The organism is Levilactobacillus sp. FUA 3915, from assembly GCF_044053135.1.
GTDB lineage: Bacteria > Bacillota > Bacilli > Lactobacillales > Lactobacillaceae > Levilactobacillus > Levilactobacillus lanxiensis.
On record NZ_CP168704.1, the window covers coordinates 1319827 to 1341623 of the forward strand.

Sequence of the window (21797 nt, forward strand, 5' to 3'; positions counted from 1 at the left end):
AAAAAGTATTAATTCAGCTAGCGAATAAGGGAGTGATTGCGTCCGGACGGCGCAGTTTGGAAATCGCTGGTTGATTTTACATAGTGCATGAGCGGGTAATAAGTTGATTATGTTCATGAAGTTGTTGGGAATAGTTGAAGTCAATTTTGGAGGAAATAGTTATGAATAAGTTTATCGTAAGAACAGCCTTAACCTCAGTCACGGCGCTGGCCTTATTTGGTGGGGCAGATCTGTTGACCAATGGTAATGGACCACTGACACAAACGGTGGTTGCCCAGGCGAAGACGGTTAGTCGCAGTCAGTTTTTGAGTGACGTGAATGCCGTTCAAAAAGCTGGGTTGATGTCCACTGATGGTGTTAAAGAGGATTTGGGGATTTCGACAATCAAGGCGTTTTTGGCAGATCCATTAGCTGCTTATGGGGACGCAAATCCTGAGACGCCAACAATTAGTGGAACCATAGAATCTTTTGAAAATTTGAACACACCAGGTTACTTTAGAGATCAAGATGCATTTGATAAGGATTATTCTGGTGTCATGTATTTGTACAAACACTTCAAATCACGTTTAACTAAAAATGATCAAGTGGCATTAGATACTTACAAGTCAGACGTAGATGCGGTTCGGAATACGTCAAGAGACAATGATTTTAAACTGAATGATTTTTGCGAGAATTTTGAATCAGCACTTGGAGCCTATAGTGAAACTGTCACCAAGGTGCAACCAGCAGCTAAAGCTAACAAGGTTTACAGCGTTAAAGCGCGTAAGCAAGGCAAATACGTTGTGGTAACGGGAAAAGTCACCAATAACCGATTGACCAAGTCAGCATTAGCCAAGACTAAGAAGCTGAATCGGGTGAAGGTCACGTCTTACCGTGGCGCTAAGTACCTGAAAATCAGTAAGAATACTTTCAAGATTAAACTTTATGCACCTAAGGCCAAGAGTGTTAAAGCCAATGCCGGTGGACTGAATGGTAGCAAGTACGCCGCTATCACCAAGACAGTTAAAGTGGCGGTTCGTTAGTCAGTGGTAGCATACGACGATAAGAACAGGTAAGGAGTGCGTACGATGAAACGATTCGTTCTACAAATTGGCTTGGTTTTAGCTAGCCTAAGTTTGGGCGGCGTATTCACTGCGAATATAACGCCAACAGCTCAGGCAGCCACAACGCCCAAAAACATTAAAACCTTCCCCAAGAAAATGCGGGGGACTTGGTACTACCGAGACGGGAACAACAACACTAACAGGATGATCTTTACCAAGCACACCTTGAAGAAAGCTATTTTATATGATGGTAAGGTGCAACACAAGTGGACTTATAGATTGGTTGTAAAGAGTAAGAAAATGGGTGATGTGTACTTGAACAAAAGTGGCCACGGTTGGTATATGGTCAGTGTGGCCTACACCGATGCATGGACCAATTACAAGCGCGGCACTTACACAATCAAGGGACACAAGTATGCAGCGCTATACACCGGTGCAGTCAGTGTATTAGACCCTGTGCGGAAGAAGGTATCTTTTGATATGGCCATGCACAAAGACCATGGACGTGCTTATACCAAGAAGGTTTCTATTAAAGGCTTACTTTAATCAAGTCAGCGATAGGTTTTAATTGGAGGTCATAATCATGAAAAAAATATTTGCTACAGCAGCGGCCGTTGTATTGAGCTTGACCCTTGGAGCCGTTGCACAACCACAAACTAGTGCACAGGCAGCGAAGTATCATCAAGGAATGCCTAAGGTTCTTCGCGGGAAGTGGATGATTCCCAAGAAGGATCATTGGCAAATAGTTGGTGAGAATGAGGACAACTTAAAGTACTTCAAAGTGTCGAACAAAAAATTTGTGATTAAGCAAATTGATACTAATGACACCTACTTGTCTCCACGGTATAAGAAAACGTCTAAGGGCCATTACACGGTCTTAACCCACTACAAGATGATCAGTACCATCGTAAAAGGTCGAGTATTCAAAAGTAAAAAGAACGTTAAAATGCACTTCGTTTTGAAGAAGGGCGTGTTGAATATTAAAGGCAACAGTAGCATTGTCGGCCTACCTTATCAGCGTGTTAAGTAAAGGGGCAAGCACATGAATCGATTAGTGATTAAGAGCGGCCTCATTTTAGCCAGTCTAAGCGTTGGTGTGGTGGCGATGCAGACGCACGTTTCAACGACGGCTGCGGCCGCTAAAACCGTGACGACGTTTCCCAAGAAGATGCGTGGAACCTGGTATTACCGGGATGCCGAGCATTATCGCTACAAGACGACCTTTACCAAGCGGTCAATGAAACAGACTACTTGGCATTACGGTAAGTCTCAAGGGACGTCAACTTATAAGCTGGTTAAGAGTTTCACGACGAAACATGCGGTGAACCTTACTAGTAATGGTCACGGTTGGTACACTGTTGCCTGGACGAACAGTAATATGTGGAAGAGCTACAAGCGTGGCACCTACACACTCAAAGGTCATCAATATGCGGCACTGTACACCGGGATGGTTGGTGTGGCAGGACCTATGGGTAAAAAGGCCTCGTTTGCTGCGGCCATGCATCAGGACCGAGCCCACGTGTACACCAAGAAGGTTGCCATTAAAGGATTACGTTAAGCAAGACACAAAGAGTTGGTGGATGACAGTCGAGTTGTCCCCAACTTATTTGTGCGAAAGATAAAGCCGCAAAGATAGTGACACTGCTTTTGGATAACTATCTTTGCGGCTGAGATTGCCAAATAGAAAAGGATAAGGAGTCATCTTATGAAGAACACACGAGGTCTATCTATTAGTAAGCTAGTGGGTCAACTGCTGATTATTGGCGTTACCTTTGGTGTAGTTGGGGCTGGTTCTGTTGGTAATAAACATGAAACGGTGGTCGCACAAGCTAAGAGCGCCACTTTTCATAAGGGTGGCCATCTGTGGTATCGCGGTTCAGGGAAACATGGCATGAATGTTGAGGTCATGCCCAAAAAGATTCGTGTTAGTGTACATGGATCTTATACAGTTCCCAAGAATAAGACAAAACATTTTCGCTTATATACAGTCAAAGGGATGCCCGTAATTCCAACGAAGAAGGCAGGCTACCCCGCCCCAGCATATTCTGGACAGTGGATGCAAATTACAACGGGCGCTTGGGGAAATGATAAGGACTTTAAGAAGTTTCCCAAAATTATCCAAAAATACTGGGGTAAACGCTATATGGCGACGTTTAGTGGGAATACATTGCTTCAATATGAGGGAACCCCGATTAAGACCTTTAACCTACCAACTGTTCACGGTACCGTACTGACCTATCAGACCGCGGATGACATAGGAAATGGCAATACGCTGGTCGTTCCTTCAAGTGCAGCGGATACTGATTTGACGCAGAAGACGGTTCACCCGCTAGTGACGGCTAAGTCGTTTAAATATATGGATAAGCAATCGTTTTACTATACATGGGGTGTCGCCGATAAACTTCAAAAAATAAGTCACGGGAACCATTATCCAATTATTAATGCTTTTGCGCGAACCCATCCTAGTGGTTTTGATTCTTTGTGGCCTAAAAATTGTCAGTGGCATCAAAATAACAGAAATATTTTAGGCGACTTATATTATGGTGTTGATGAAAATACGCAAACCATTAAGTTTGGTGGCTATCCGGAACAGCCCGGGCATTACGTTTTCAAATTCTATATTATGCCAACTGATAGTTATGGTGATGTATTACGAGGCCAATCACTTATTGGCCAAATTGGCAAACAGGAAGTGGACATTACCCGTGGAAAAACCACGACCGTTAGTCAAGACCAGTTTGACAAGCTAAGTGAGGCTGATCGCATTGACTGAGTAACGCGGACTTTTAACAATTAATCGTTATTTGTGAAGATGCCAGGATAGTGAAAATTATTGTGGCAATGTGAAGGGGAGTTAAATACATGAAAAAATTTTGGATAACTTTGACCTTATTACTGACGATGGTTGGTGGGTTAACGCTAATTAATGCCAATCCAGTGACAGCTCAAGCAGTGACGAAGCATTATACGGTCGTTCCCAAGACCTTGCGAGGCCATTGGCGGCATTACGATAAAAAGAAAAAATCCTACGATAAAGTTATTTTTACCAAGTGGCAGTGGAAGTATCGAAATGCTGGTCAGAAGAAATGGCATAGTCTGTCTGGAAAGACCTTTAAAATGGCGAAGCATGTCCAGGCTAGCAGTCCCTGGTATAGCGATTTGTCGATCACAAAATTTGGCAAGCACAAGGATTATACGGTAGGCCAGAGCTATTCAGATATGTGGCCAAGCTGGCGGCGGGTCAAGCGGAATGGTAAAACAGCGTTACGTAGCACGCCAGTCGCACTGGGGCAAAAAGTCTCGTCTACCTATTATTATCGCTATTAGTCGTTTGAGAAAGGAAGCACGACAATGAAAAAAATGAAATGGTTACTGACCGCGTTACTAATGTTAGGCGTCGCAGTGTTACTGATTAACGCAACGCCAACCACAGCCAATGCAGCTACGGTTAACGGGATGCCTAAAGCGTTGCGTCACGTCTGGATTCGGGGCAAGTACAAGACCAAAATCACGAAGTATCACATTTATTGGGCACCAACAGGCAAGAAGTACACGAGTCAGATTTCGTTTAAAAAGGTTCTCAAGAGCGGCAATAAATATACCGTTAAAAAGACTGATCTGTTCGAGCAGACCCCGTACTGGATTAAAGGGCACAAGATGTATCACGGGATGCGAGGGGATGCTAATGATTCTTTGACAATTTGGCATCGTTAACGTCAAGCGACTAGAGATTTTGTCCGTCGATTAAATGAAATTGTAGGAGGTTTTACTCATGCGTTCTGGATTAAAATGGACGGCTGCGTTGCTGGCAGCTTTGACGTTGTCAACGACAGTACTAACACCAGTTACAGCCAATGCTTCTAGTTATCATTCGGAGATGCCAAAGAGGTTTTGGGGCCACTGGCGGAATAAAACTGAACGTATACGCGTTAGAAAGAACGGGTACGATTCAGCGTTGAGGGTCGCAACCGGTTGGGTTTTTGTGTATGGCAAGCCGCGAGTCAAGGCCCTTGGACACAATAAGTATCGGGTTCGAATCTTTACCTATAAAGCTAACCGTTGGACGACGCATTCATTCACTTATATTTCTAAGAATAAGATCAAATGGCTTGGTGAAACACTCAAGCGATATTAGTGTTCGCACGATTGCGTAGAGATTCAAATGGATTTTTTAAAATCAGGAGGTACTTGATGAAACATTTTAAATGGTTCGCGCTGGTTATTGCGGTAATGGGTGGGTTATATCTATCCCAACAAGCACCAACGACGGCGAATGCTGCGGTTCACTACATTCACAAATGGCAGCATCCCTACCCGATTGATTTGCTGGAGTACGAGGAAAATTCCGACAAGCCCAATCGTGCCGGCGTTTATTCCAGCAAGGGAAAGCTGTTGCGCCGCGTGAATGGGTCCAAGGTGACGGATAACTATTGGCCGTTAGCTGAAGCCAAGATTAAGGGCCATAAGTATTATCGCGTTTACAAGTATTCTTGGCGGGCTAATCATGAGGGCACGCATAAATTAGTTGGTTGGATGCGGACGTCGGCTTTTGGGAAGCAACCCAAACATAATGAGTATGCCTCTGCCTCGTTTTACACCTACTCGGCAAACTTTGGCGACAGTGATTTGCCTAAGGCTATGTGGATATATGAAATTTTAGGCCAACCGATTAAATTTCAGGCGGAAAATGCGGGACATTCATTTTCCTTTGCGACCAGCGCCGAGTTTGTTTTGCGTTCATATATGAGAGAGTCGGATGGTAATTATTCGAACACGGGGGTTGAGGCCCTTCGTTGCACAGGTGGCGAATTAGAACTGTTCTATTCGTCTCAAAAGAAAGGAAAACACAGCGTCACGAAGTATCTCAAGAGCGGTAAAACGCAGCATTACACGATTTACGATAATAAATACGGAAACGTGCCAACGACAATCAAGAATAATGTCAAAGGCAAGTGGTTAACCTTCTCGTACAAGTTAAAGGGTAAAAAGCATACTTATACGATTACGAGCAAGGGTGTTACGCGATTCGACGGCAAAAAATTGAAGTATACGGTTGAATCTAACGAAGGGTGAGGTCGAAGTGATGATCTGACGGATATTTTTTCAGGTCATGCCATCGTTTTACGAAATGAGAAGGTCTCGTTCAACAGTAAGCTCAATCATGGACTACCAGACTAGCTAGAAAGGGAGGGTGGCAGCCCTCTTTTTCTTTGCCAACAGTCACTTAACAGGGAGGATTTCTATGTCAGAGTCACCAGCCCAACACCCAGTACGAACCTGGTTGTGGCAACACGCGTTTCTTTTAATTGTGATTGCGCTGTCTTTCTTAGCGGCGCTACCGCAACTTACCAGTCATTCGGTCATTCTCGGTGTCGATGGGCTTTTTCACTTTAACCGGTTCTACGATGCTGTTATGCAGCTAAAACAGGTGAATTTCCATTACTTTGTTGCGCCCTATGAGTATCAGGGGATGGGCCGGATGGTCAACGCCATCTACGGGCCGTTTGCCGCAGGATTCAATGGCGCCTTACTCCTGCTAGCGGGTAACTACGTGAAGTACCAAGTTCTATCTCGCGTCGTCCTCAGCGCAGTCGCCGCCGAATGCATGTACGTGGCGCTCCGCCGGTGCCGGGTCACTAACCTGACAGCTCAGGCGATTGCCATTCTTTACCCGTTTACTTATCAAATTATTATGTGGAATATCCGTCAGTCCTTCATGAGCTGGGGCGCGGCGTTGATGCCTTTAGGCGTGATCGTTGGGGTACGGATGATTGAAAATCGCGAGCACCCGGTCAACGTTTGGCAGATGGCGGTTGTGATGGCCTTGTTGACGCAGACCCATTTGATCTCAGCCGCGCAAATTGCGCTGATGCTGTTTGTTTACGCGATTATTGCCCTGTTTCGTCTGCCGAACCGGCGTGACTTTCTCTTGAAAATCGGGCAGGCCATCCTGCTGTACCTGGTTCTATGTGCCAACGTGATTGCCGGCATGGTAGAAGTCTTTATGGGCAACCGAATCTTGGGCGTCGGTCAGGTCAAAGACCCCAGTAGAAAGGCGTTTAACGTCCTGGTTCTGCATCGCTCACGCTATCTGATTCTGGTAGTGCTAGTCGCCAGCCTGATTATTCTCTTGATTGGTTGGCGCAAGTTAAGTTTCTCGACCAAGGTGACGGCGAGTCTCGGTGCTGGTTTCTATGTAATCTCGTCGGTGCTCTTGCCCTGGAATGCCATTTTCCACTTACTGCCAGCCATCAGTTTTATTCAGTTTCCCTCGCGGTTTATGGCGGTGGGGACGGTGCTATTGCTGGTCGCTGACGGTCAGTTGCTATCAACGACAATCTTGGGTCGTGGGTGGAATGGCCTGCTGCGACTGGGGATTGCCGGGTTGGGCGTTCTCCTAATTGCCGTCAATGGCTACTCAACCCTGCGGCATACGCAGCAACTCTTTGCGGTTCCGCGTGCCATTTATCCAGCACGGACGTACTCCGCTAAGGAACTGGAAAACCTGCGAACAGCCTTTAATAGCTCTAATCTCGCTAAGCCATTAACGCTCGCGACTAAATCAACGCCGGACTATTTGCCCCTTCAGCCGAACTACAAGCCGACTGATAATGTTTTCGCGGCGTATGAGGAACTGGACCACGTGCTTTACCACCGTACCGGTCCGCACCTGCACCAGACAATTGGGCGGCACACCACAACGCTTCGGTGGACGGGAACGAAAGCCCAATCACTGACGTTGCCGGTTGCCATGTACCGCAACACGCAAGCGACGCTGAATGGTCACGCCTTTCAGTACCGCAACAATCCCAAGCAGACGTTGCGGTTGGCAACGGTTCAGAGTCGTGCTGGTCAGAATACGTTTACCTTTCAGTATCAACCGCGATTGCTTTCACGGTTGCTGTTGTGGGTTGCGACAGTCGGCTGGCTAGGGACTCTGGTTTGGTGGTGGCGGTCGCGATTGACCAACAGCAAAAAGTTCTGACCTTTTAACCAACTATTTGACCTTTAATCAAATTAATTGACCTTTCTGCTGATGAGAACTATTATATTTTCAATATAAAAGCCGGTATTAAAGCGATAAGACGAACAAATTAGCACTCTAGCATCTAGAGTGCTAATTACTTGCAATACTGACCAATCCTGACTATTATAGATAATGTAATCAAGCAAAGCAGAAAGGGGTTATTGATTATGACTAACGATGTTATGAACCGGAACTTTGATTTCTTTGATCCAATGAATTTCTTTAACGAAGTGGGGAACCTGGGTCGCGACATGTTTAGCGGCGATGGCTCTATGAAGACGGATGTTGTGGAACATGACAAGGACTACGTGGTTACGGCCGAGATGCCTGGCTTCAAGAAGGAAGACATTCACGTCGATTACCGTGACGACACCCTGAGAATTTCTGGAAAGTCCGAGGTCAACCAGTCAGCTAAGGATGACGATGGCCGGATTCTCCGTCAAGAACGTAGCAGTCAAAATGTTGCGCGTTCCTTCTACCTGCCAAGCATTGACTTGGATAACGTTCAAGCCAAGTATGTTGAAGGCGTTCTGACCTTGACGTTGCCAAAGCAAACCAAGGTTGAAGATAATCATAAGATCAGCATCGACTGATTAAATCGATATTAACGAAGCCCACTGGCCACGATTGACGTGGTTGGTGGGCTTTTTGCTGGGTAGCCAATTTCTATGAGAAAAAGCCAACTTATCACACGAAAAATTTAGCCTCCTGTTAGGAAATTACCACGGGAATGTATTGTCTCTCATCTAAAATAAATAAAGCGCCTACAAGTGGGCAGTCTATAATAATTGGGGAGACAATAATGGCTGATAATAATAACACTAAAATCACCTTAATGGCCTTAGTCATGATGATCTTTACGACCGTCTTCGGCTTTGCCAACAGTACGGTGGCCTATTTCTTAATGGGTTACTCGTCGATTCTATTCTACTTAGCAGCAGCAATCCTATTCTTTATTCCATTTGCCTTAATGATGGCAGAATATGGGGCCGCTATCAAATCCGACGAAGGGAGTGGGATGTACCAGTGGTTGGACCGCAGTGTGAACTCAGAGTTCGCCTTCATTGGGACCTTCATGTGGTTCGCATCCTACATCATCTGGCTGGTTTCCACCTCTGCGAAGGTTTGGATTCCCTTTACCACGACCTTCTTCGGGCGTGATCAAACGCAGAACTTCGCCTTCGCTGGCTTAAATGCCACGCAGGTCATCGGGATTCTGTCCTGTCTGTGGATGGTGCTGGTAACCTGGGTCTCCATCAAAGGGGTCAAGGGAATCGTGCGGATCACCAGCCTCGGTGGATTGGCCGTCATGAGCTTAAACGCCATCCTGCTGGTCGTTTCTGGTATTGTTTTGGCGTTGCAGCACGGTAAATTTGCACAACCGCTGAGCACCTTCTTACACTCGCCACATCCCAGCTACCAACAACCAATGGGAATCATGAGTTTCGCCGTATTTGCTATCTTCGCTTATGGGGGCCTGGAAGTCTTGGGGGGCATGGTTGATAAGACCAAGAACCCAGAAAAGACGTTCCCGAAGGCCATTGTTATCTCGGCCGTCGTGATTACGTTGGGCTATGCGATTGGGATTCTTTGCTGGGGAATTAGCACGAACTGGCAAAAGGTGCTGTCCGACCCAACCACGAACATGGGAAACATCAGTTACGTCATGATGCGGAATCTGGGGGATACCTTGGGTGAAGCCATGGGGTTGAGCGCCGCCACGAGTACCACGATTGGGTTATGGTTCGCCCGTTACACCGGTTTGGGCATGTTCTTAGCCTACTCTGGGGCCTTCTTCACGTTGACCTACTCACCACTGAAGACGCTGATCATGGGGACGCCAAAGTCCATGTGGCCAAAGAAGTTTACCAAATTAAACGACAACGATATGCCAAGCTACGCCATGATGTTGCAATGTGCCGTCGTCATCGTTATCATTCTGGTGGCTTCATTTGCCTCGAGCGATGCCTCAGCCTTCTATAACATTTTGACGCTGATGGCGAACGTTTCTATGACGTTGCCATACCTGTTCCTGGTCTACGCCTTTCCAAAATTCAAGCACAACCGCGACATCGTCAAACCGTTCGAAGTCTACAAATCACCGGCCTGGACGACTGTCATCAGTTGGGTCGTCTTCCTCGTGGTCTTGGGGGCCAACGTCTTCACGCTGCTCCAACCAATCTTGGAAAATGGCGACGTTCAAAGTACGATTTGGATGTTGGTTGGGCCAATCCTGTTCGGCCTAATGGGTGTCATCTGGTACCAAGTCCGCAAGCACAAACAAGCGGAGAACTAGTTCTTTGATTGCGCCTTACCGGGCGATACAGAACTAATTCTGCCAGTTTGTGGTTAATGGTTTTTACCTGAAAATTGGGTGCAATTAATCAATTTAGATAAATATGCGTAAAAGAAAATGCAATCAACGTCCTCATCAATTGAGAACGCTGATTGCATTTTTAGCATACATGATTAAGTCGCCACCGAAGCGGTACTGGGGTTAAACAAGTGTGAGCCGCAGGGCTGGTGAAAATAGGCTCAGCCGTAGGAATTCCCTTAGTAGCGGTCTTGGCTACTTAGGGAATTGGTATCTTTGAAACGCGTATCTCAGCGGTTCAAAGTAAGCACGGAGACCGCTCTTTGGCTCCGGGCGTCCGCCTACAGCGCCACGGCCTATTTTCGCCAGCCCGGAGGCGCAATCTCCACGCAGTTTAAATCCTAGTACTGCTTGCCGGTTTCGTAGACGATTTCGGGCTCGTTCCCTGTCCGCTCATTCTTATTCAAAATGTCGATCATGGTCATCTCGTCAACGTCTAAACTAAAGTCAAAGATATCGGCGTTTTCCTTGATGCGGTCGGAATGGGTGGACTTAGGAATCGTCACCAATTCGTGTTGGAGTTCCCAACGCAAAACGATTTGAGCGACGGACTTGTTGTGATGCTTGGCCATCTTGGTCAGCATCGGGTTGTCTAAAACCACGCGCCGGCCTAATGGACTCCAGGCTTCCGTGACGATTTTCTTTTCTTGATCGTAGTTGAACAGCGCCTGTTGGTTCAGGTAGGGATGGTATTCCACCTGGTTAACGACGGGCATTTCCTTGGCCTGGGTGGCGAGCAGCTCCAGGTGGGCAATGGTGTAGTTGGAGACCCCGATGGATTTGACCTTGCCGTCAGCCTTCAGTTGTTCCATGGCCTTCCAGGTGTCAAAGAAGTGTTCACGAACGGGCCAGTGAACCAGTAAGAGGTCCAAGTAATCAGTCTGTAAACGTTTGAGTGAGCCTTCCACGGCCTTCATCGTCCGGTCGTAACCCTGAACGACTTCGGCGACCTTGCTGGTCAGGAAGAAGCCTTCTCGAGGCAATCCGAGTTGGTGCAGGGTGGGACCAAGGATATCCTCGTTGCGGTAGAGCATGGCCGTGTCAAACATGCGGTAGCCGGCGTTCCAGGCTGCGTCAATCGACTGGTTCATGGTTTCTTGATCGCCGATTTTGTAGGTCCCAAACCCCATGACCGGCATGCGGTTGCCATCGGCCAGTTTGAGTGTATCCGTAATCTTGGTGGGTGGTGTCATAAAATAGTTCCTCCTTGACGGCAGATACCGTCAGTCATTGTTGGTGCGAGGCGCTGGGCCAGACACGCGTATACCTTCCATTTTAGGCTATCTAGTGCTAAATGACAACGCTTACTTCTGGCGGTGAAAGACGTCGTACAGATTGATGCTGGCTTCCAACAACATCCCAAAAGTCATGAGCCACATGGCCAGCATATCTTGGTGGGCTAACATACAGCCAAGCAGGATAATGTAGAGAATAAATAGAATAACCGCTGATGATTTGTGATTCAAAATATTACTCCCTTTGAAGAATTTAAGTAAAAATGCGTTAATCAATGCTACCAATTCCATTGTAGTCTTCGCCGGCACAAAAGGTTACTATCGTTCCCATTAGAAATGCTTGCGTTTCTCTAAAAGATTGCGTAGAACTGAACGAATTAGGCGCCTGAACTCCCTAATTTCTAGTACAATGAAGGTGTGTTCTCACAGACGTTGGTTGGTCGTCCCGGCAATAGGCACAGCTGTCCTGCTATGGGACCGATTGACCTCGACTTAGAGTCCGAAATGCAGTCTCAGAGGCCATTGACACTAGCGCAATAGACACAAATATAATGATAAAAAACATCGTGGGTTAAACGTCTGTGAGTCGGAAGGTCGGTGAAAATAGACTCAGCCGTGGGAGTTTCCTTAGTGGCTTTGCCACTTAGAAAACTGATATTTTTGAGACGTGAACTTCGGCTCAAAATAAGTCTGGAGACCGTTCTGTGGCTCCGGACGTGCGCCCACAGCGTTCCGGTCTATTTTCACCGACCTGGAGACGCAAGCAAACGAGTAATCTAACGAGTAACCCAAAGAAAGGGAGGTTGCGGGGAAATGACCACAACAGAACGTTATGAAACGCCGTTAAATCAAGGATTAACGGCGGATGAAGTTGCGCAGCGGGTGGCTGCTGGCCAGCAGAATGACCCCTTACCCCCGCTGACCCGAAGTGTGAAACAAATCTTTCGGGATAATCTATTAACCCTCTTTAATTTAATCAACGTGTTGCTGGGAGCCTTAGTTTTGGTCACCGGCAGCTATAAAAATCTCCTCTTCTTGGGCGTTGTCGTGGTCAACACCGGGATCGGTATTTTCCAAGAAATCCGGTCCAAACGGCAGGTCGACAAGCTGGCACTCCTGTCTGAAGGCACGATTGACGTGCTACGGGACGGACAGCTGACGGCGCGACACCAGGATGATATCGTGAGTGACGACCTGCTCGAACTCCACCGCGGGGACCAGATTCCCGTCGATGGCCTGATCCGAGAGACCGCCGGACTAGAGGTCGATGAATCCCAAATCACTGGGGAGTCCACGCCAATTTTAAAGGCGACGGGTGACTCGCTAATTTCCGGCAGTGTCCTTCTCGGGGGCCGCGCCCTGGTGCAGGCCACCACGGTCGGTCACGGCAGCTTTGTGAAACAGTTGGCGCATTCAGCCAAGCAAAAGCGGCGGAGTGCCAGTCAGTTGCTCATCATTATTAATCGTATTATTAAAGTGTTGACGTTTGCTATTATCCCTTTGGGTGCGGCCTTATTCGTGTCCGCCATGTTGCGGGGACAGAGCCAGGACCGCGCCATCCTGGGAACCGTCGCCTCAATGGTCGGTATGATTCCGGAGGGTTTGGTCTTACTGACCTCGGTAGCACTCGCGGCCGGCGCCTTCACCCTGGGGCGCCACAACGTGTTGGTACGGGAGTTACCTGCCATCGAAGCGTTGGCCCGAGTCGACGTCCTGTGTTTGGACAAGACCGGGACCATCACCAATGGCCAACTACAGCTTGACCGGGTGGAACCGCTGGCCAATGTGCCAGAAACAGACCTCCAAACGCGGTTGGCTCAGCTAGTGGCGGCAACGGGCGACGATAACGAAACGGCGCAGGCGGTCCAGCAGGCGTACGGTTCACCAGAAGTCGCGGCGCAGGATGTCTTACCGTTCTCCTCCGGGCGTAAATGGAGTGGGGCGGTCATTGACGGCCACGCAACGCTCATGGGCGCGCCGGAATTCATTTTCGACACGGTGCCTAGCGACGTCCAGCAACGTATTCAAACCCTAGCGGCCGCGGGCTACCGGGTTCTGTTACTGGCGGAAGCGGAAGAGCTCACGACGCCCAAGCCAACAAAACCGCGGGCCATCGGGCTGATTTTGATTACCGATGAACTGCGGCCACGTGCCAAGGATACGTTCGGTTTCTTTGCCAATCAGGACGTGGCCTTGAAGGTCATTTCCGGGGACAATCCCGTGACGGTGGCCAGTATTGCCGGCCGGGCGGGCATCGCGGGGGCCCAACAATTGGTCGATATGAGCCAGGTGGGCGCCAACCCAGACTATGCCCAACTTGTGGCCGACTATAATGTGTTTGGTCGGGTCACGCCGCAACAAAAGGAACAGCTGATCAAGGCCTACCAGGAAGCCGGGCACACGGTCGCCATGACCGGTGACGGGGTCAACGACCTGTTGGCGCTACGTCAGGCCGACTGCAGCATTGCCATGGCCTCCGGGAGTGAAGCCACCAAGAGTCTGGCCGACTTTGTTCTGGTCAACTCGAACTTTGACGCCATGGTCAACGTCTTAAATGAAGGTCGCCGGGTCATCAACAACATCGAACGGGTGGCCTCACTGTTCCTGATCAAGACCATGTACTCGGTCGCGCTCACGCTGATTTTCATCTTCATGAGTCGCAGCTACCCGTTTGAACCGATTCAGTTGACGCCCATTTCCTCCCTAATGGTGGGGATTCCCACGTTCTTCCTGGCCCTGCAGCCCAACTATGCGCGGATTGCCGGACGTTTTATGAAGCAAGTTATGGAAATTGCGGCACCGGCAGCCATCTGCGTGGTCGGCTACATCCTGGTCATCATGGCGATTGGCACGCAATTCCACCTGACTTTTGCGACGACCTCCACGTTGAGCGTGTTGATTACGGGACTGATCAGTCTCAATGCCCTGGTCATGGTCGCGCGCCCGCTGAACCGGTTCAAGGTCGGCCTAGTCGCGTTGATGGCGGGGTTGTTTGCGGTCATTTTCATCTTCTTTGGCCCGATTTTCTCGCTGGTCAGCCTGTTGAATTGGCAATTAGCGCTGATTTACCTACCCCTGATGATTAGTGTGATTCCGGTGTTCATCCTAGTTCAAGACGGACTGGGACACCGGATTCTCAGTAAGATTCGTTGGCGCTAGATGAATTGTCGTTTTTAGCCTTTAGCTAGTCACTAAGACTAGATTATATGTTATAATCGGAACTAGAAACGGAAGGGTAGGGAAAAGACATGGCTGATTTTAATCAATATACGCGGTGGGAACACCAGATGCACGGGGTTAAATTACCCCGGTGGGACGATTTACCCAAGTTTGACCTCTATATGGACCAGGTAACGGCGCTGATCAATGACGTTTTGGGCCCCTTGGGCGTCGACACGATTACCCCGGCGATGATCAATAATTATGTGAAGCATAACGTGATTTTGGCCCCCGTCAAGAAGAAGTATCAGACCATGCAGCTGACCGATATTTTAATGATCAGCCTCCTAAAGCCCATGTTCCAAACGGATACGGTCCGTTCGGGGATCGACCAGATTACGGCGGGCGATTACCCCAAGCAGGCTTACGACAACTTCATTGACAGCCTGGAAGACCGGCTCCACCATTTGGGTGAGGACCAGGTTCAACCGGCAGCCAAGGACTTGAATGAAAAACTCATGCAGGTCGCCGTCGACGCGGTTGTGGCGCGCTTACAATCAGAAAAGCTGCTACATCTCATCAAACGACCCTTACGAAAAATTGAAAAGAAATAATTAAAAAATGCCATCCCGACTATCAATGGGATGGCATTTTTTTGCTGCTGAACATAAAAATTGTCTTTCTTGGTCATGACAGATATGATGATTGAAATGGAGGTGGTGGGCATGATTGTAGAGGCTCAAAAGCAGGGGGATTCACTTATGGTGCCGATTCCGGCCGGTGTTGATGTCCAGGAAGGAACCGAATTTGATGTTGTCCAGGAAAAGAGTGGCGTCATTTCTTTAGTTCCGGTACATGAGAACATCTTTGCGCAAAGTCCCGAGTATGATTTACGTGCGGGAATTGTGGAATTGGAGCTTGGTGATAATGGCCAGTCAGTGGGAAAAGAAAATACTTGGTAATTTTTTAAGACAGATGATTTAGTCCGGTGTGATCCAGAATTGCATTCAAGGAATTGAAGTTAGTGATGAGTAAAACACCTAATAGCCAGGAGAATTCCCAGCTATTAGGTGTTTTTAGCGTTCAGTCTATTGGGTCTGCGTCTCCAACGACAAATCATTCATAAACGTCAAAAGTAAGTTGGCGTAGCTTGGATGATCTGTGTTGTCCTTGATTTCCTGTTGAATCAGCGACAGGTTGTTGGTGATGACGCCGTTGACGCCCATGAACATCATCTGGTCCAAATTGGTGATGGTGTCAATATCCCAAGCGTAAACCTTCTTGTGTTCACGAGCGGCCTGGTCGATAAAGGTATCGTTCAGGGTCGTCGATTCCATGGTGTAGGCGTTGGCCCGAGTCTGTGGGAACGTCAGGTTGTAGGGCATGATGTAGCTGACAAACAGCTGCGGATGCTCTTTTTTCAGCCGGTTCATAATTTTGTAACTCAGTGTGTGCACCTGCTCATGGTTTGCCATGATACGTGACCCAAATTGCCGGTAGAAGCGTTCGGGCAGGTCCTTGGTGTCGGCCCCGCCCGTCTTGATTTCAATCAGTAGTTTCTGGTGATGGGCAATAGCCGTGTTCAGGTAATGATTGAAGCTCGGAATCTTCGCCTGGTAGCCATTTTCCGTGACCGTGATCTGAGTCAATTGCTTCAGCGTCAGTTTGGAGACGGATTTTTTAATATTAGCGAGCGCCTTCAAGTTGGCGTCGTGCATGACCACAAACTGATGGTCCTTAGTCATGCGGATGTCCATTTCCACGTAGTCGGGCCGCTCCTTACTGGTCTTGACCATGGCGGGAATCGTGTTTTGCACGCCGTTGCCGTTATCGACACCCCGGTGGGCAATCGTCAGCGGCTTGCTCATGGCGAGACCATTTAGATAAATCAGGTTGAACCCGACCAGAGCAGCACTGATGACGACCAAACCGCTCGTAATCAACAGGCGCGTCCGGAACTTAGTCTTCGCCGGTTCGCGGAAGCTAAACAGGGACAGCGGCGTGCGGCGATGGGCCTCGTGGCTGCTGAGGATGACCATCATGAACAGCACAGTGGCGTAGCAGACGATAAATTCCGTAATGACTTCCATCAAAAAGAGGTTCACAGTGGCCGCAACCAAGCCGAAGCTGGTCTTGTCGAAGAGCACTTGCCCGATGTAGAGAGCGGCATAGATGACAAAGACGGCTGCACTGATCAGGGCCAGCGTCACAATAATTTTGCTAAAATAGTTCCAAAAGTTGCGGCGCGTCTGTTGCCAGCTGAGGCGAATGGCCTCGCGGCTGTGGTAGTGGTCGATCATCATCAGGGGCAACACGGCAATCAACCGAATCCCCAGGTAGGCCGCGCCAACGTAGAAGATGCCTAGCAGAACCGTCCACACGGGATTTTCCATTAAATAACTAATGATAAATGCCGGAATTTTAGCCTTGTTGAGCAGTGGCGTGGTAAACAGCTCGCTGCCGAACGGGATGATGACGATGAAGTACCCAATAAAGAAGAGAAATGTGCTGGGGGAGGCGCCGGCAATGCTGCGGACGGTGTCGCTCAGTAGTGCGCGCGTGGAGTCCGGTCGCCCGGTCCGAATATTGGTGATTCCCAACAATAGATAGGCGAATTGCCAGTAGATCAGGGTGACCACCGCTAACAGGATCAGCAGGAGACCAATGATGGCCAGGGGATGCTTCAACATGATGGCGGCGATATTGGTGTAAGACACGTAGGGAACGTGCTGCCATTTCAACAGCGCCGCGGTTAGCCAGGTAAAGGCCGGCACCGCTAAGTAACTAATGACCAGGTTGGTGATAAAGACTAGGGTGACGTAGCTGCCCCAGTGTTGGAAAAAATGGCGGGTTGATTCTCGCCAGAACTGCCATGCCTGCACAGTCCTCAACTCCTCTCAGTAACAAATATTATGTATTGTTTTGAACCTGTGAAATTTGCGTTGCCGTCGCCTCCGGGGCGGGGAAAATAGGTCGTGACGCTGTGGGGAGGACGCCTGAAGCCTGAGAAGCGGTCTTCAGGCTTGCTTTGAGCCGCCAAGGGCGCATCTCAAAGTCACCATTTCCTGAGGTTCCCTCAGGAAATGCCACGGCTGAACCTATTTTCCCCGCCCCTGCGGCTGACATGATGACTCTGATTGTACGGTGGTGATATTTGTTTCTGGTCGTTTTCTGGTTTTGTTTCTCCAGTATGGTGTTGATTTGAAACGCTGTGGGGAGGACGCCCCGAGCCAAAGGGCGGTCTCGGGACTTGCTTTGAGCCGCCAAGGGCGCGTCTCAAAGTCACCATTTCCTGAGGTTCCCTCAGAAAATCCCACGGCTGAACCTATTTTCCCCGCCCCTGCGGCTGACATGATGACTCTGATTGTACCGTGATGGCATTTGTTTCTGGTCGATTTCTGGTTTTGTTTTCACCAATAGGTTGTTGGCTTGAGACATTACGACGTGTGCGTAAAGTGTTGTTGCAAATTCCCCATATAGTCAGTCTTCAAACAATTATTCCCTTAAACGGCTTCCATATCTACTACTTTAGCATAATCTTTATAGAACAACCGGAGAAAATTGTTGGTTACTTCAGGGGATTTCGGCTAGTGGGGGATGCGAGGAGGGAGAGTGAGCTAATTTAGGTTGTTTTCATAGAAATCATGAAAGCAAAACAGTTGGGTAGTGATTTAATTCACAGACTTATTTAACCAGAATTTTCTTTTATAAGTGTGTATGCGCTTTCATTACTGATGAGCCTAATCCTTGCCACTAATGGGTTAACTAGCTAAACAAATTAATTGTGATATTTTTAACAAAAAGGGCTTGCGTAATTCCAAAATCATGATATGATATATCTCGTGAAGAAGTTAACAAGGATGTTTTCAAAAATGGAGGCATAAGAATGTTAAAAGACGTGAAAGAGAAAACTACTACTAAAAACCAAGAAAGCACTGAAACCGTTGATCAAATGATCGACCGGCTCACTGCTAAAGCCCACGATGCTTTATGTGCTATGGACAGTTTCGACCAAGAAAAGGTTGACCACATCGTCCACCAAATGGCCATCGCTGGCCTGGACCACCACATGGAGTTGGCTAAGGCTGCCTTCGACGAAACTGGTCGGGGTGTTATGGAAGACAAAGCCATCAAGAACATGTTCGCTACTGAAGAAATTTGGCACTCGATTAAAAAAGACAAGACGGTCGGCATCATTAAAGATGACCACGAACGTCAACTGATTACTGTTGCTGAACCACTGGGTATCTTGGCCGGGGTTACCCCCGTTACCAACCCAACGTCCACGACGCTGTTCAAGTCATTGATCGCTGTGAAGACGCGGAACCCAATCATCTTCGCCTTTCACCCACAAGCCCAAAAGTCATCCGTGATGGCCGCTAAAGTCGTTCGCGACGCTGCGATTGCTGCTGGTGCCCCAGAGGGTGTGATTTCCTGGATTGAAACGCCAAGTATCGAAGCGACGACTGCTTTGATGAACCACCCAATGGTTGCCAGTGTTCTGGCTACCGGTGGTCCTGGCATGGTCAAAGCCGCTTACTCAACCGGTAAGCCAGCCTTAGGGGTTGGTCCTGGTAACGGCCCAGCCTACATCGAAAAGACTGCCAACATCAAGCGGGCCGTCTACGACATCGTCTTATCCAAGACGTTTGATAACGGGATGGTTTGTGCTTCTGAAAACAGTGCCGTCATCGATCACGAAATCTACGCGGAAACGAAGAAGGAAATGCAAGACCGCGGCGTCTTCTTCATTAAGAAGAGCGACGAAAAGGCCTTGGCCGACGCAATGTTCAAGCCTGAAGGCGGCGTTAAGGGACCTATTCCTGGGATGTCTGCTCAAAAGATCGCTGACATTGCCGGTATCAAAGTTCCTGCTGGCACCAAGGTTTTAGCTGCTGAAATCACGGGCGTGGGACCTAAATTCCCATTATCACAAGAAAAATTGAGTCCAATGATTTCCGTTTACAAGGCTACCAGCAAGGAAAATGCGTTTGATCTCTGTGACCAATTGCTCCACTTCGGTGGGCTGGGCCATACGGCTGCCATTCACACCATGGATGACGATTTAGCAACCGAATTTGGGATTAAGATGAAGGCTAGCCGGGTTCTGGTTAACACGCCATCCGCCATTGGTGGGATTGGGAACCTCTACAACGAAATGGTCCCTTCATTAACGTTAGGTACTGGTTCATGGGGTAAGAACTCCGTGTCCCATAACGTTTCCTCATTTGACCTGTTGAACATCAAAACGATTGCAAAGCGGCGAAATAATATGCAGTGGATTAAATTACCTCGAGTTTACTTTGAAAAGACGTCCGTTCGTTACCTCGACGACATGCCTGGCATCAAGCGTGTCTTCCTCGTGACCGACCCAGCCATGGTTGAATTGGGTTACGTTGACACGGTGCTGAACGAATTGAAGCGCCAACCAAACGGGATCGAATACTCCCTGTTCTCCGATGTTGAACCTGATCCAACGACTGACACCGTCAACCGTGGGGTTACGCAGATGCGGATGTTCAAGCCAGATACCATCGTGGCTTTAGGTGGGGGCTCCGCAATGGATGCCGCCAAGAACATGTGGTTATTCTACGAAGACCCATCCGCAAGCTTCTTCGGCGCCAAGCAGAAATTCTTGGACATCCGGAAGCGGGCTTACAAGTTTAACAAGCCACACAAGGCGCAATTCGTTGCGATTCCAACGACTTCAGGGACTGGTTCTGAAGTGACACCATTCTCTGTCATCACCGATTCCAAGACCCACGTGAAGTACCCATTGGCCGACTACGCTTTGACGCCAGACGTTGCCATTGTGGACTCACAATTTATCGAAACGGTGCCTAAGAAGACGGTTGCTTACTCTGGACTGGATGTTCTGACCCACGCCATCGAATCCTACGTGTCAAACATGGCGTCCGATTACACCCGTCCATGGTCATTGCAAGCAATCAAGTTAGTCATGGATAACCTGACCAACTCTTACAACGGCGATATTACCGCCCGCGAAGAAATGCATAACGCCTCAACGTTAGCCGGGATGGCCTTTGCCAACGCCTTCCTCGGGGTCGACCACTCTATCGCCCACAAACTGGGTGGGGAATTCGGTCTGCCTCATGGGTTAGCCATTGCCATCACCTTGCCACACGTTATCCGGTACAACTTCCAAGAACCAACGAAGCTGACCATGTGGCCTAAGTACGAATACTTCCGGGCCGACGAAGACTACGCACAAATTGCGCGCTACCTTGGCTTGCCAGGAACAACTAAGGAAGAACTGAAGGAAGCCTTAGTCAAGAAGATCATCGACTTGGCGCACTCAGTTGACGTTACCTTGAGCTTGAAGGCTAACGGCGTGGACAAGGCCCACTTCGATAAGGCAGTCGACAAATTAGCCGAACTGGCCTTCGAAGACCAATGCACGACCGCTAACCCACGGGAACCACTGGTTTCTGAACTGAAGCAAATTATGATTGATGAGTACGACGGGAAGAACGTTGAAAAATAACGGTTGAAATTCTTGTCGGTAATTTGAAAAATCCGCTTGGCCTGAGGGCTGAGCGGATTTTTTGTGTTTGGCAAAAGGTGTGATCAATCGGCAGAACTTTCCGCTTAATTGATCGGTTTCTACTATAATATAACAAAATTTATTTAACCGGTTAGTGGCGGGATTTTACGATTGGTGATCGGTTTATTTTGATTGGTTGGGCAAAATATTGGGAGATTTAGGGCGGCTGGGATAGTTCAAAACGACGGATTTTGCTTAACTGTTAATAAGCAGAACTATGAAAATGGCCGCAAATGGACCGAAATTTCATCAAATTTTCATGAAAACAGGCAAAAAAAACGCGATTTTAGGTGCAAAAAGCACTCAAATACCGACCTCGTTTCGCCTCATCTGGGCAAAAACAGGGGTAAAAAAGCGGTTTATATGACAGTGGAGTTACAAATATTACGGAATG

Annotated in this window: 19 protein-coding genes; 16 read left to right on the forward strand and 3 right to left on the reverse strand. The window is 48.4% G+C overall.

The window, feature by feature from the left end; all coding sequences use genetic code 11:
- Positions 1–161: 161 nt before the first annotated feature.
- From ACEPST_RS06285 to yjeM, 12 genes are all read left to right on the forward strand, one after another.
- Positions 162–1022: a hypothetical protein gene (locus tag ACEPST_RS06285; protein WP_395390579.1), complete on the forward strand. Its 861-nt coding sequence runs from the start codon at positions 162–164 to the stop codon at positions 1020–1022.
- Positions 1023–1067: 45 nt separating this feature from the next.
- Positions 1068–1589, forward strand: a complete 522-nt coding sequence (locus ACEPST_RS06290) for a hypothetical protein (protein WP_204121955.1) — start codon at positions 1068–1070, stop codon at positions 1587–1589.
- 37 nt (positions 1590–1626) lie between these two features.
- A complete protein-coding gene (locus ACEPST_RS06295) occupies positions 1627–2073 on the forward strand; it encodes a hypothetical protein (protein ID WP_204121954.1) in 447 nt (148 codons plus the stop codon).
- Between the two features lie 12 nt (positions 2074–2085).
- On the forward strand, positions 2086–2601 hold the full coding sequence (locus tag ACEPST_RS06300; protein ID WP_204121953.1) for a hypothetical protein: 516 nt from the start codon (positions 2086–2088) through the stop codon (positions 2599–2601).
- Between the two features lie 147 nt (positions 2602–2748).
- Complete coding sequence (locus tag ACEPST_RS06305) at positions 2749–3816, forward strand: hypothetical protein (protein ID WP_204121952.1); 1068 nt, start codon at positions 2749–2751, stop codon at positions 3814–3816.
- An 89-nt stretch (positions 3817–3905) separates the two neighbouring features.
- Positions 3906–4370, forward strand: coding sequence for a hypothetical protein (locus tag ACEPST_RS06310; RefSeq protein ID WP_204121951.1), 465 nt, complete (start codon positions 3906–3908; stop codon positions 4368–4370).
- A gap of 24 nt (positions 4371–4394) precedes the next feature.
- On the forward strand, positions 4395–4757 hold the full coding sequence (locus tag ACEPST_RS06315; RefSeq protein WP_204121950.1) for a hypothetical protein: 363 nt from the start codon (positions 4395–4397) through the stop codon (positions 4755–4757).
- A 58-nt stretch (positions 4758–4815) separates the two neighbouring features.
- Positions 4816–5178 (forward strand): hypothetical protein, encoded by a 363-nt coding sequence (locus ACEPST_RS06320; RefSeq protein ID WP_204121949.1) that lies wholly within the window; start codon positions 4816–4818, stop codon positions 5176–5178.
- Positions 5179–5234: 56 nt separating this feature from the next.
- Positions 5235–6116 carry a hypothetical protein gene (locus ACEPST_RS06325; RefSeq protein ID WP_204121948.1) on the forward strand — a complete coding sequence of 294 codons (882 nt, stop codon included), beginning with the start codon at positions 5235–5237 and terminating at the stop codon, positions 6114–6116.
- A gap of 169 nt (positions 6117–6285) precedes the next feature.
- The gene (locus ACEPST_RS06330) at positions 6286–8028 is read left to right on the forward strand and encodes a hypothetical protein (protein ID WP_204121947.1); all 1743 of its coding nucleotides are present in this window, start codon (positions 6286–6288) and stop codon (positions 8026–8028) included.
- A gap of 209 nt (positions 8029–8237) precedes the next feature.
- On the forward strand, positions 8238–8663 hold the full coding sequence (locus tag ACEPST_RS06335; RefSeq protein WP_203643768.1) for an Hsp20/alpha crystallin family protein: 426 nt from the start codon (positions 8238–8240) through the stop codon (positions 8661–8663).
- Positions 8664–8872: 209 nt separating this feature from the next.
- Positions 8873–10366 carry a glutamate/gamma-aminobutyrate family transporter YjeM gene (yjeM, locus tag ACEPST_RS06340; RefSeq protein WP_204121946.1) on the forward strand — a complete coding sequence of 498 codons (1494 nt, stop codon included), beginning with the start codon at positions 8873–8875 and terminating at the stop codon, positions 10364–10366.
- Between the two features lie 419 nt (positions 10367–10785).
- Here the strand turns inward: yjeM and ACEPST_RS06345 are convergent, their stop codons facing one another.
- Together ACEPST_RS06345 and ACEPST_RS06350 are read right to left on the reverse strand one after the other, a co-directional pair.
- Complete coding sequence (locus tag ACEPST_RS06345) at positions 10786–11637, reverse strand: aldo/keto reductase (RefSeq protein ID WP_204121945.1); 852 nt, start codon at positions 11635–11637, stop codon at positions 10786–10788.
- A gap of 111 nt (positions 11638–11748) precedes the next feature.
- Positions 11749–11955, reverse strand: a complete 207-nt coding sequence (locus tag ACEPST_RS06350; RefSeq protein ID WP_204121980.1) for a hypothetical protein — start codon at positions 11953–11955, stop codon at positions 11749–11751.
- 537 nt (positions 11956–12492) lie between these two features.
- Here ACEPST_RS06350 and ACEPST_RS06355 point away from each other — a divergent pair.
- From ACEPST_RS06355 to mazE, 3 genes are all read left to right on the forward strand, one after another.
- Positions 12493–14838, forward strand: coding sequence for a cation-translocating P-type ATPase (locus tag ACEPST_RS06355; protein WP_204121944.1), 2346 nt, complete (start codon positions 12493–12495; stop codon positions 14836–14838).
- 89 nt (positions 14839–14927) lie between these two features.
- The gene (locus ACEPST_RS06360; RefSeq protein WP_125765267.1) at positions 14928–15452 is read left to right on the forward strand and encodes a DUF1836 domain-containing protein; all 525 of its coding nucleotides are present in this window, start codon (positions 14928–14930) and stop codon (positions 15450–15452) included.
- A 75-nt stretch (positions 15453–15527) separates the two neighbouring features.
- Positions 15528–15800 carry a type II toxin-antitoxin system PemI/MazE family antitoxin gene (gene mazE / locus ACEPST_RS06365; RefSeq protein ID WP_395390580.1) on the forward strand — a complete coding sequence of 91 codons (273 nt, stop codon included), beginning with the start codon at positions 15528–15530 and terminating at the stop codon, positions 15798–15800.
- 126 nt (positions 15801–15926) lie between these two features.
- On the opposite strand, the gene ACEPST_RS06370 is transcribed toward mazE, so the two are convergent.
- Positions 15927–17720, reverse strand: coding sequence for a glycerophosphoryl diester phosphodiesterase membrane domain-containing protein (locus ACEPST_RS06370; protein ID WP_204121942.1), 1794 nt, complete (start codon positions 17718–17720; stop codon positions 15927–15929).
- Between the two features lie 1004 nt (positions 17721–18724).
- Between ACEPST_RS06370 and adhE the strand changes: the two genes are divergently transcribed.
- The gene (gene adhE, locus ACEPST_RS06375) at positions 18725–21343 is read left to right on the forward strand and encodes a bifunctional acetaldehyde-CoA/alcohol dehydrogenase (protein WP_203643786.1); all 2619 of its coding nucleotides are present in this window, start codon (positions 18725–18727) and stop codon (positions 21341–21343) included.
- Positions 21344–21797: the final 454 nt, after the last annotated feature.

Coding starts and splice junctions, on each gene's coding strand:
- ACEPST_RS06295 (WP_204121954.1), top strand. CDS start 1,627: ATGAAAAAAATATTTGCTACAGCAGCGGCCGTTGTATTGAGCTTGACC.
- ACEPST_RS06310 (WP_204121951.1), top strand. CDS start 3,906: ATGAAAAAATTTTGGATAACTTTGACCTTATTACTGACGATGGTTGGT.
- ACEPST_RS06325 (WP_204121948.1), top strand. CDS start 5,235: ATGAAACATTTTAAATGGTTCGCGCTGGTTATTGCGGTAATGGGTGGG.
- ACEPST_RS06355 (WP_204121944.1), top strand. CDS start 12,493: ATGACCACAACAGAACGTTATGAAACGCCGTTAAATCAAGGATTAACG.
- ACEPST_RS06360 (WP_125765267.1), top strand. CDS start 14,928: ATGGCTGATTTTAATCAATATACGCGGTGGGAACACCAGATGCACGGG.
- ACEPST_RS06315 (WP_204121950.1), top strand. CDS start 4,395: ATGAAAAAAATGAAATGGTTACTGACCGCGTTACTAATGTTAGGCGTC.
- ACEPST_RS06320 (WP_204121949.1), top strand. CDS start 4,816: ATGCGTTCTGGATTAAAATGGACGGCTGCGTTGCTGGCAGCTTTGACG.
- ACEPST_RS06345 (WP_204121945.1), bottom strand. CDS start 11,637: ATGACACCACCCACCAAGATTACGGATACACTCAAACTGGCCGATGGC.
- ACEPST_RS06330 (WP_204121947.1), top strand. CDS start 6,286: ATGTCAGAGTCACCAGCCCAACACCCAGTACGAACCTGGTTGTGGCAA.
- ACEPST_RS06285 (WP_395390579.1), top strand. CDS start 162: ATGAATAAGTTTATCGTAAGAACAGCCTTAACCTCAGTCACGGCGCTG.
- ACEPST_RS06290 (WP_204121955.1), top strand. CDS start 1,068: ATGAAACGATTCGTTCTACAAATTGGCTTGGTTTTAGCTAGCCTAAGT.
- ACEPST_RS06335 (WP_203643768.1), top strand. CDS start 8,238: ATGACTAACGATGTTATGAACCGGAACTTTGATTTCTTTGATCCAATG.
- yjeM (WP_204121946.1), top strand. CDS start 8,873: ATGGCTGATAATAATAACACTAAAATCACCTTAATGGCCTTAGTCATG.
- ACEPST_RS06305 (WP_204121952.1), top strand. CDS start 2,749: ATGAAGAACACACGAGGTCTATCTATTAGTAAGCTAGTGGGTCAACTG.
- ACEPST_RS06300 (WP_204121953.1), top strand. CDS start 2,086: ATGAATCGATTAGTGATTAAGAGCGGCCTCATTTTAGCCAGTCTAAGC.
- mazE (WP_395390580.1), top strand. CDS start 15,528: ATGACAGATATGATGATTGAAATGGAGGTGGTGGGCATGATTGTAGAG.
- adhE (WP_203643786.1), top strand. CDS start 18,725: ATGTTAAAAGACGTGAAAGAGAAAACTACTACTAAAAACCAAGAAAGC.